Source organism: Streptomyces sp. NPDC058534 (assembly GCF_042717365.1).
GTDB lineage: Bacteria > Actinomycetota > Actinomycetes > Streptomycetales > Streptomycetaceae > Streptomyces.
This window is the reverse complement of the sequence record NZ_JBHXNW010000012.1, coordinates 86,507-95,828: the sequence shown is the minus strand read 5'-3', so window position 1 is coordinate 95,828 and position 9,322 is coordinate 86,507. Positions and strand designations below refer to the sequence as shown.

General features: G+C 72.5%; 7 protein-coding genes. 3 read left to right on the top strand and 4 right to left on the bottom strand.

Going from position 1 to position 9,322, the window contains the following annotated elements:
• Positions 1-120: 120 nt before the first annotated feature.
• Both ACFWR9_RS10040 and ACFWR9_RS10035 read right to left on the bottom strand, forming a co-directional pair.
• Positions 121-2,664, bottom strand: coding sequence for a discoidin domain-containing protein (locus ACFWR9_RS10040; RefSeq protein WP_383838345.1), 2,544 nt, complete (start codon positions 2,662-2,664; stop codon positions 121-123).
• A 198-nt stretch (positions 2,665-2,862) separates the two neighbouring features.
• On the bottom strand, positions 2,863-3,483 hold the full coding sequence (locus ACFWR9_RS10035; RefSeq protein WP_383838342.1) for a TetR/AcrR family transcriptional regulator C-terminal ligand-binding domain-containing protein: 621 nt from the start codon (positions 3,481-3,483) through the stop codon (positions 2,863-2,865).
• 120 nt (positions 3,484-3,603) lie between these two features.
• Between ACFWR9_RS10035 and ACFWR9_RS10030 the strand changes: the two genes are divergently transcribed.
• The 3 genes from ACFWR9_RS10030 to ppk2 all read left to right on the top strand — a co-directional run bounded on the left by ACFWR9_RS10030 (position 3,604) and on the right by ppk2 (position 6,251).
• The gene (locus ACFWR9_RS10030; RefSeq protein ID WP_383838339.1) at positions 3,604-4,677 is read left to right on the top strand and encodes an aldo/keto reductase; all 1,074 of its coding nucleotides are present in this window, start codon (positions 3,604-3,606) and stop codon (positions 4,675-4,677) included.
• 127 nt (positions 4,678-4,804) lie between these two features.
• Positions 4,805-5,170: a hypothetical protein gene (locus tag ACFWR9_RS10025; RefSeq protein WP_383838336.1), complete on the top strand. Its 366-nt coding sequence runs from the start codon at positions 4,805-4,807 to the stop codon at positions 5,168-5,170.
• A 157-nt stretch (positions 5,171-5,327) separates the two neighbouring features.
• On the top strand, positions 5,328-6,251 hold the full coding sequence (gene ppk2 / locus ACFWR9_RS10020; protein ID WP_383838469.1) for a polyphosphate kinase 2: 924 nt from the start codon (positions 5,328-5,330) through the stop codon (positions 6,249-6,251).
• Between the two features lie 52 nt (positions 6,252-6,303).
• Here ppk2 and ACFWR9_RS10015 read toward each other — a convergent pair whose 3' ends face one another.
• The gene (locus tag ACFWR9_RS10015; protein ID WP_383838333.1) at positions 6,304-7,863 is read right to left on the bottom strand and encodes a CHAD domain-containing protein; all 1,560 of its coding nucleotides are present in this window, start codon (positions 7,861-7,863) and stop codon (positions 6,304-6,306) included.
• A gap of 128 nt (positions 7,864-7,991) precedes the next feature.
• Positions 7,992-9,119: a M23 family metallopeptidase gene (locus ACFWR9_RS10010; protein WP_383838330.1), complete on the bottom strand. Its 1,128-nt coding sequence runs from the start codon at positions 9,117-9,119 to the stop codon at positions 7,992-7,994.
• Positions 9,120-9,322 lie beyond the last annotated feature (203 nt).

Below are 9,322 nucleotides of genomic sequence, written 5' to 3'. Positions count from 1 at the left end.
AACCCTCAGCCCGTCGGGGGGGGGCGGCCACGGGCGCGCCCAACTCGACCCCCCCGGGGGCTCCCCCCCGCCCCGGGCCCCCCCCCCCGCCCCCCCGGGTCTCCGCGTTCTAGCCTCCGGTCACGGGAACCGGGTGACCTTGGACGGCACGGTGCTCGTCCCCGACGTGGGCGCGCCGGTGTCGTTGATGACGTGGCGGTACTGGCCCATGCCACCGAGCGAGATCACCTGGAGGTGGCGCATCCTGACGCCCGGCTTGACCGGCACCTGGAACCCGTGGTGCTGGACGATGCTCGGATCGGACGTGTAGTTGCAGTAGCTGCCCAGGGCCACCGCCTCGTGTTCGTTCACCGAGTCGGCGACCTTGTAGGCCGCGTAGCCGACCATGCCGTCGTGGGTGATGGCGGCCTCGTTCGGGGCGTCGTAGGCCTTCTCGTTCTGGAAGAAGATGGTCCGGCCGCGCTCGCCGCTCCAGTACACGTCGTACTTGTTGAAGTGCTCGACGAACAGGCCGGTCGCGAGGACGTCGTCGCCGTTGACACGCAGACCGTAGTCGGCGCGGTTGGTCTCCCAGCCGACACCTTCGCCGTGGTCGGCCCGCCAGATCCAGGTGTGGTCGATCAGGACGTCGTCGCTGTTGATCACGACGGAGTCGGTGGCCCGGCCCGGGCCCGCGCCGCCGATCCGGATGAACACGTCCTGCACGGTGGTGGGGTTGGCGGCGTGATCGGCGTTCGCACCGGGCGCCCCGATCCGCAGCAGCGTGTCGGAGTTCTCCGGGCCCGCGTCGATCAGGAAGCCCGCGAGCCGCACGCCGTCGACGTCCGCCACGTGCATGGCGTCGACACCGCCGTCCGGGATGATCGTGGCCAGGCCGAGACCCAGCACGACGGTGTCGGCGCGGTCGACCTCGATGGTCCGGTCGATGTGGTGGACACCGGGCGTGAACAGCAGGTGGAGGCCCTGGTCGAGCGCGGCGTTGATGGTCGCCGCCGTCGCGCCGGGCTTGACCACGTAGAACTTGCTGAGCGGCAGCGAGGTGCCGCCCGCGTTGGCGGGCCAGGAGACGCCGCGGGCGTTGGTGCGCTTGGCGGGCACCCGCACCTTGTACTCGTTGCCGTCCAGGTATAGGAACGGCTTCTCACGGGATATGGGCGTGGTGTCGAGCGTGGTGTACGGGCCGGTCTCGAAGTTGCTCGCGGGCGCGCCCTCGACGCCCGTGAACGTCATGTTCCAGACGCCGTTGGTCCAGCCGCCGACCGAGCTGTCGCGGGTGTACCACTGCTGCTGCGAGTAGGGGCCGACCGTGCCGTCGATCTTCGAGTCGGCGATGTAGCCGCCGGAGGCCCAGCCGTAGCCGTTGGGGGCGAGGTTGAGGCCGCCCTGGACATGGATGCGGCGGAACGGTGCCGCCTGGGCCACCGCCCAGCGGTTGGTGCCGTTGACGGGCCGTATGGCGAGGTTCTCGGCCGAACGCCAGAAGTTCTGGGTGGCGTTGCCGTTGAACCAGCCCGCGTCCACGGTGATGTCACCGTTGATCTGCGTGTCGTCCGGGTTGAGACCCAGACCGGAGACCGAGGTGTAGAAACCGAGTTGGGCGTTGATGCCGTTGTAGGTGCCCGGCTTCAGCAGGAACTGGTAGCGCCCGCTGCCGAACTGGTCCGACTCCTGCCGCTCGAAGACCTGGTCGAACCGCTGCTGGAGGTTCGCGGTCGAGGGGTCGACCACGATGACGTTCGGGCCCAGGTCGCCGCCGCCCTCGACCGGGGGAGTGCCGGTCGTGCCGGTGTGCACGGCGACCTCCCACAGCGAGTAGCCGTAGCCCGTGGCACGCGCGGTGCCGTACACGCGGACGTACCGGCCCGAGCCGCTGACGTCGTAGGAGGTCTTGCCCCCGGTGGCACCGGTGACGCTCTTCAACGTGTGCCAGTTCTGTCCGTCCGAGGAGGCCTCGATCCGGAACTCCTCGGCGTAGGCGGCCTCCCAGTGCAGGTCCACCTCGCACAGGTCGCGCACCGAGCCCAGGTCGACGCGCAGCCACTGCGGGTCGGCGGCCTGGCTGGACCAGCGGGTGTCGGCGTCGCCGTCGAAGGCCGCGGCGGCGGGCGTTCCCGCGTTCTCGACGGAGGAGGCGGAGGCGGGCCTGCCGCGCGCGGCGTCGGCGCTGTCGCAGGAGCCGGGGGTGGTGCCGCCGGTGGTGCCGAAGACCTGGAACTCCCACAGGGAGTAACCCCAGTCGGTGGCCCGGTGGACGCCCTGCATGCGGACGTACCGTCCCCGGCCCGAGACGTCCAGGGTGTCGGTGCCGCCGTCGCCGCCGGTCACCGTCTTCGCGTCGGTCCAGGTGCTCCCGTCCGGGGAGAGCTGGATCTTGTAGTCCTTGCCATAGGCCGCCTCCCAGTCGAGGACGACCCGGGTGACAGAGGCGGTGGCACCCAGGTCGACCTGGAGCCACTGGTCGTCGCTCGCGGCCGACGACCAACGGGTGTTCGTGTCGCCGTCGACGGCGTTGCCGGAGGGCGTTCCGGCGTTCTCGGCCGACGACGACGTGGCCGTCCGGCCCTGGGAGAGGGGAGGGTCGGCCGCGGTGGCCGTGACGGGCGCGGGAAGGGTGACGAGCGCCGCCGTGGCGACGAGCGCGACACCCAAGGATCTGAGTCTCATACCTGAGCTTTCTGCGGGTGCGGACATGGAGTGACGCAGCGTGGCGCAGCGCCAACCGCAGTACGCGGCGGCTTAGTTCAAGGTGTGATTTAAGTGGTGAGGTCTCGATCGGGCAAGAGTCCGGGCAAGAGTTCGGGCATAGAGTTCGGGCAAGTCTTCCGGCCGGACGGCCCCGTTCGGGCCTGGGTCTGCGCCCCGTCAGGCCGTCGGCGGGGCGAAGACCCCGGCCCGTGCCGCCGCCGCGGCGGCCTCCGCGGCGCGGTCGGCCGCCGCCTCGTCGAGCGGGTCGTCGGTGGTCAGCAGGCGGTAGTAGAGGGGGGCGGAGACGGCGCGGATCACCTCGCGGGTGTCGGTGGCCGCCGGCAGTTCGCCGCGCTCCACGGCCTGCCGGGCGCAGGGTTCCCACTCCGCGACGCGGACCTCGTAGAACCGGCGCAGGGCGGCCGCCGCCTGCGGGTCGCAGGTCGCGGCGGCCAGGACCGCCTTGAACAGGGCGCCTTGGCGCGGATCGGCGAGCGTGCGCTGCACCAGCCGGGCGTTCGCCCGCAGGTCGCCGAGGAGCGAGCCGGACTCGGTGTGGGGGAGTGACTGCTCGGCCATGTCCACGAGCAGGTCGGCGACCAGGTTGGCCGGGGTCCCCCAGCGGCGGTAGACCGTCGTCCTGCCGACCTCCGCGCGACGCGCCACGTCGGCCAGGTCGAGGCCGGCCAGCCCGTGCTCCGCCAGCGCGTCGCCGGCCGCCCGGAGCACGGCGGACCGCACCCGGGCGGTACGGCCACCGGGTCGGACGCTTCCGGGACCTGCACTCTCGGACGTCATAACGGTACTCCTGTTCCATTAACGCGCTGACTGGTGCTAGCGTGTGCAGCATATTAACGGAACGACAGTCCCGTTAAAAGGTGCCGTCGTGATGCGACGGCCGGACGAGGGGATGCGGTTGTGGAATACAGGAGACTGGGCGCGTCCGGGCTCATGGTCCCGGCACTGAGCTTCGGCGCGGGCACCTTCGGCGGGCGCGGAGAGCTGTTCGGCGCCTGGGGCGACACGGACGCGGCCGAGGCGCGCCGGCTGGTCGACATCTGCCTGGAAGCGGGGGTGACCATGTTCGACACCGCCGACGTCTACTCCGCGGGCGCCTCGGAGGAAGTGCTCGGCGCCGCCGTCAAGGGACGGCGTGACCAGGTGCTGCTCTCCACCAAGGCCGGCCTGCCGACGGGGGACGGCCCCGCAGACGCCGGGACCTCCCGGAGCCGTCTGATCAAGGCCGTCGACCAGGCCCTGCGCCGGCTCGGCACGGACTACATCGACCTCTTCCAGCTGCACGCCTACGACGCGGGCACCCCGGTCCACGAGGTGCTGGCGACCCTCGACGACCTCGTACGCGCCGGGAAGCTCCGCTACACCGGCGTCTCGAACTTCAGCGGGTGGCAGCTGATGAAGTCGCTGGCCGACGCGGACGCCCACGGGTACGAGCGCTACGCCGCGCACCAGGTCTACTACTCCCTCGTCGGGCGGGACTACGAGTGGGAGCTGATGCCGCTGGCCGTCGACCAGGGGGTCGGAGCCGTCGTCTGGAGCCCCCTCGGGTGGGGACGGCTGACCGGCCTGATCGGCCGCGGACGGCCGCTTCCCGCCGGCAGCCGGCTGCACGCGACCGCCGACTACGGGCCGCCCGTCGACGACGACCTCCTGTTCAGGGTCACGGACTGCCTCGACGCCATCGCGGAGGAGACGGGCCGGACCGTCCCGCAGATCGCCATCAACTGGCTGCTGCGGCGCCCGACCGTCTCCTCGGTCCTCATCGGCGCCCGCAACGAGGAACAGCTCAGGCAGAACCTCGGCGCCGTGGGATGGTCCCTGACCGAGGAGCAGGTGGCCCGGCTCGACGCCGCGAGCGCCAAGGCCGCCCCCTACCCGTACTTCCCCTACGAGCGCCAGGAGGGCTTCGCCCGGGTCAATCCGCATCCCTTGCGCCGCGCGGGCGGCCACGTGGGCGCCTCCGCCCTCGGCTGACCTGCGCGTTCCGGCGCGCGGACCACGTCATTGTCAGTGTGGTGCCGGAGAATGCGGGTAAGCGAGATCAACACCGGCCGGACCGGGTAGGCGGTCTCGAGTCACTGACCTGGAAGGGCCAATGCCGATGCCGCTCACTGCCGTCCGACCGCGGACCGCCGCCTCCCGTGCGACCGCGCGCCACACGCCCCTCGGCCCGGGTGAGGCCGCGGTCCTGCGGACAGTCGCCGACGCGCGCACCCCCGTCTTCGTCACCGTGCGCGAGGGCGGGCGGCGCCGGTACAGCTACTGGCGCCCGCTGGACTCCGCCACCGGCAGAGGCGGCTGCTACGTCGCGCTGCCCACGGCCGAGTGCGACGCGCTGCACGCCGCCGGGCGGATCACCCTCGGCGATCCCGTCGCCGACCCGGCGCGGACGACCTACCGCGTGCGCGCCACCCGCACACCGGCCGCACCCGTGCGCGCGCTGCCGCAGCGGGAGCGCGCCGCGTGAACCGGGACCGAGCGTCCCGCTCATCCCGCGCCCACGCCAATGAGAGGACGGGAACCCAGTGAAACCCGAGCGCGAGGACCCGGCACGGCGGCACGGGTCCGAGGCCCCGGCCGACGACGCGGCCGGGAGTCCCACCGAGGGCGATCTCCTCGACGGTCTGCGGATCGACGAGCGCCGACCGGAGAAGCCGGTCCTCCTCAACGCCGACCGGACCCCCATCGACACCTGGCGGGAGAACCACCCCTACGACCGCAGGGTGCGCAGGACCGACTACGAGCGGGAGAAGCGGGTCCTGCAGATCGAGCTGCTCAAGATGCAGCGCTGGGTCAAGGAGTCCGGACAGCGGATCGTGGTCCTGTGCGAGGGCCGCGACGCGGCCGGCAAGGGCGGCACCATCCAGCGGTTCACCGAGCGTCTGAACCCCCGCGGCGCACGCGTGGTCGCGCTGGACAAGCCGACCGAGAAGGAGGCCGGCCAGTGGTACTTCCAGCGCTACGCCGCCCACCTCCCCTCCGCCGGCGAGATCGTCTTCTTCGACCGCTCCTGGTACAACCGGGCGGGTGTCGAACGCGTGATGGGATTCTGTACGGAGGCCGAGTACCGCGGATTCCTCCAGCAGGCGCCGCTGTTCGAGCGCATGCTCACCGATGACGGCATCCTGCTGGTGAAGTTCTGGTTCTCCGTCTCCCAGGCCGAGCAGCGGACCCGTTTCGCGATCCGCCGGGTCGACCCGGTACGCCGCTGGAAGCTCTCGCCGACGGACCTCGCCTCGCTGGACCGCTGGGACGACTACACCGCGGCGAAGGTCGACATGTTCCGGGCCACCGACACCGAGCACGCGCCCTGGACGGTGGTCAAGAACAACGACAAGCGCCGCGGCCGGCTGGAGGCGATGCGCAGCCTGCTGGACCGCTGCGACTACCCGGCCAAGGACCACCGGGCCGTGGGCCGGCCCGACCCGCTGATCGTGGGCCCCGCCGACACCCTGCTGGAGGCCGACGAGGAACCGGTCGACCTCTCGCCGACCCCCCTGGCCGAGCACGGCGACGGCCCCGGGACCCATCCGGACGCGACGGACTGAGGCGGGCCGCCCGGCCCCTCGGGGGCGGGTGCCTCCGAAGGGCCGCCGGCGGTCAGTGCTCCAGCGGAGCGCGCAGCGCCGGGTCCGAGGCCGCCCGCCACACCTCGGGCAGCTCCCGCTGCCGCGCCTCCGCGTGAGCCCGCTCCCTGCCGTGCAGCAGCCCCCACGTGAACGCGGACTCGCCCGCTCCGTGGGCCGCCACCCCCAGTGACCGCAGGGCGTCCTGGGCGACGACCGCGTCCTGGTGCTCGCCGAGCAGCTTCTGCACCTTCTTGGCCCGCTTGCCGAGCCGGGCGACGGGCTTGCCGAGGGCGGGACGCGCGACCTCGGCCGCGTAGCGGACCTTCTTGGCCGCCTTGCGCGCCTCGTGCAGCGCCGTCTCCCGCGCCGGGCCGGGCGACAGCCCGAAGGCGTGCTCCATGCGCCCGGCGAGTCGGCCGTACTCCTTGAGCACCGCCCCGGCCATCATCCGGGCCGGCTTCCCCGACGCCTTGGCCCGCAGCGGCGGCTGCCGGACCAGGGTGTCCAGCGCGTCCAGCAGCAGCAGGTAGCGGGACGTGTCCAGGGCCTCCCGCGTCCGCGTCAGGGCGTCGCCGCCGCGGGACACGTCCCACACCCGCAGCCGGGCGGCGACGGGGCCGAGCACCAGGTCGTCGGGCAGCTCGTCCAGCGCGGTGGCGAGGCGTTCGCGCAGTACCTCCTGGTCCCGCGCCACTCCCAGTTCACCCGCCAGCCACTTGAGTTCCGCGCGCACCGGATCGGTGGTCCGCCGGTCGAGCACCGACCGGTACGAGCGCAGGCAACCGCGCAGGCGGCGGCACGTGACGCGCATCTGATGCACGGCGTCGGGCAGGTCGCGGCGGACCGCGGGGTCCAGCGCCACCAGGGCGCCGACCTGCTCGCGCAGATACCCCAGCACGTACGAACCGGGGGACGCCGGAACCACCTCGGCGGGCCCCGGCACCTCCCGCCCGGCTCCCGAGCCGGTGTCCCGCAGGGCGCGGGCGAGCTTGGAGGGACTGTCGGACCGGACGACGCCCTTCTTGCGCAGCTTCTTCTCCACGCGGTCCAGCAACTCGGCGCCGGTCCCCGCGGCTCCGTCGTCCCGGTCGGCCCCGTCGGCGAGTTCGACCTCCAGCTCGCTCCACTCGGCACGGCCGCCGCCCGGCAGCAGCGAGTCGGCGCGTACGTCGTCGAGGCTCAGCTCGGCGAGCACCCTGCCCTCCGCGTCGCGCAGGTGCCGCACGGCCCGGGTGGAGCGGATCCGGACGACCGGACGCAGGTCCGCGCCCCGGGTGCGGGACAGGACCAGCTCGCGCAGCGCCTGGGGCACCTCGTCCGACAGCGGCGCCCGCACCTCCTCCCGGGTGTCCCCGCTGAGCGGCAGCTTCAGATGCCAGCCCGCGTCCGCACCGCCCGTCCGGCGGCGCAAGGTGACCGAGGACCCGGCCAGCCGCAGGTCCACGGTGTCGTGGTACACCGCGTCGAGCTTCTCGGACCCGGCTTCGGTGACCGAGGCGACCGGACCTACGCCGGTGAGATCGGGCAGCCCGCCGGTGCCGCGGGTGGCCGGCTCGTACTTACGTTCTGTCTCGCGCTTCGACTGGGTCATGTTGTGTCCCTGGACGCTATCCGGCGGATCAAACACGTGCGGCGGGTGTCGTGCCACATGGGAGAAACAGGCGGACCTGCCCCCTTGTAGGAGTGCCCAGGTCCGAGAGCCCCACCACCGCCGAGGGTCTAGCCGCCGGTGACGAGCCAGGGCTGCGGGTCCGTGTAGTAGCCGTCGAGGACGACCTCGAAGTGGAGGTGCGGGCCGGTGGACAGGCCGGTGGAACCGACCCGTCCGATCGGTGTTCCGGCCTCCACCGACTGCCCGACGGCGGTCTCCAGGGCGGACAGGTGGCTGTACGTCGTCTCCAGCCGCTTGCCCTGGATGGTGCCGTGGTCGACCACGACGCGGTTGCCGTACGCGCTGGTCGGCGCCGCGAACACCACGCGCCCCCGGCGCGCGGCGACGACCTGCGCACCCTGGGGCGCCGCGAAGTCCACGCCGGTGTGCAGCTTGGTCACGCCGGTCAGCGGATGCTCGCGCGATCCGTAGGGCGAGGTGATGGTGAGCGGGCTGACCGGCGCGGTCAGCAGGGCGCCTGCCGCCCCGCCCGCACCGGCGGGGTCCTCCCGGTCGAGCGCCTCGTAGCGCGGGAGGAGCTTGTGGACCTCGGCGAGATAGGTCTCCGCCTCCGCCGGGACGCGTCCCGCCTTCGTCACGGCGTCGGTTCCGGTCGCGTACGCGGCGAGCGTCAGGTCCACGAGGTCGCCGTTGACCCGGCCCTCGGTGCGCAGCCCGGTCACCTTTTCGGCCAGGGAGCAGTCCTGCCGGCCCAGCGCCATGATGGCGTCCGCCGGTTCGCGCGGCGAGGACTTCCCGTTGCCGTCGTCGTCCTTGCCCCAGGTCCGCCACTCGGAGTCGGTGAAGGCGGCGATGCCCTTCTGCCCCGACAGTTCGTCCGTGTCGTCGCTCCAGCCGGAGAGCTGGTCGATCTGGGCGGCGAGCACGGACGGGTCGAGAACGGTGCACGCCGAGGCCGCCTTGCGCAGCCACGGGACGTAGGAGGGGTCGACGTCGACGTCCGAGGACCGTTTCGAGTCCGAGTCGTCGGGCCAGGGGTTCGGCAGTCCGCCCGTCACCGCGAGGAAGGCGGCCACACCGATGACGGTCACCAGAGCCGGCAACAGCAGCAGGGTGAAGGGTCCGGGGCCCCGGCGCTTCCGCTTCGGGGACTGCTCCGCCTGCTCCGTCTGTTCCGGCGGTGACTCGTCCGTGTGGCCGGTCGCCTCCGCCACGGTCAGCCGCTCTTCGTTCACCTGGCCGCTCGCCGGGACGTGATGCTCACCGGAGGAAGGTAACGCGGCCGGTGCCGGGGAGTCAGGAGACGCCGAGGCAGAAGGAGCTGCCCGAACGGGCAGAGCCGGCGAAGTGCGGCGACCGCGGGGGCGCCGGGTCTGGCCGGGCGCGGATTACTTCGATAGCTTGCTGGTGCGGCCCCGTGTCATCCCCCGTACGCGGG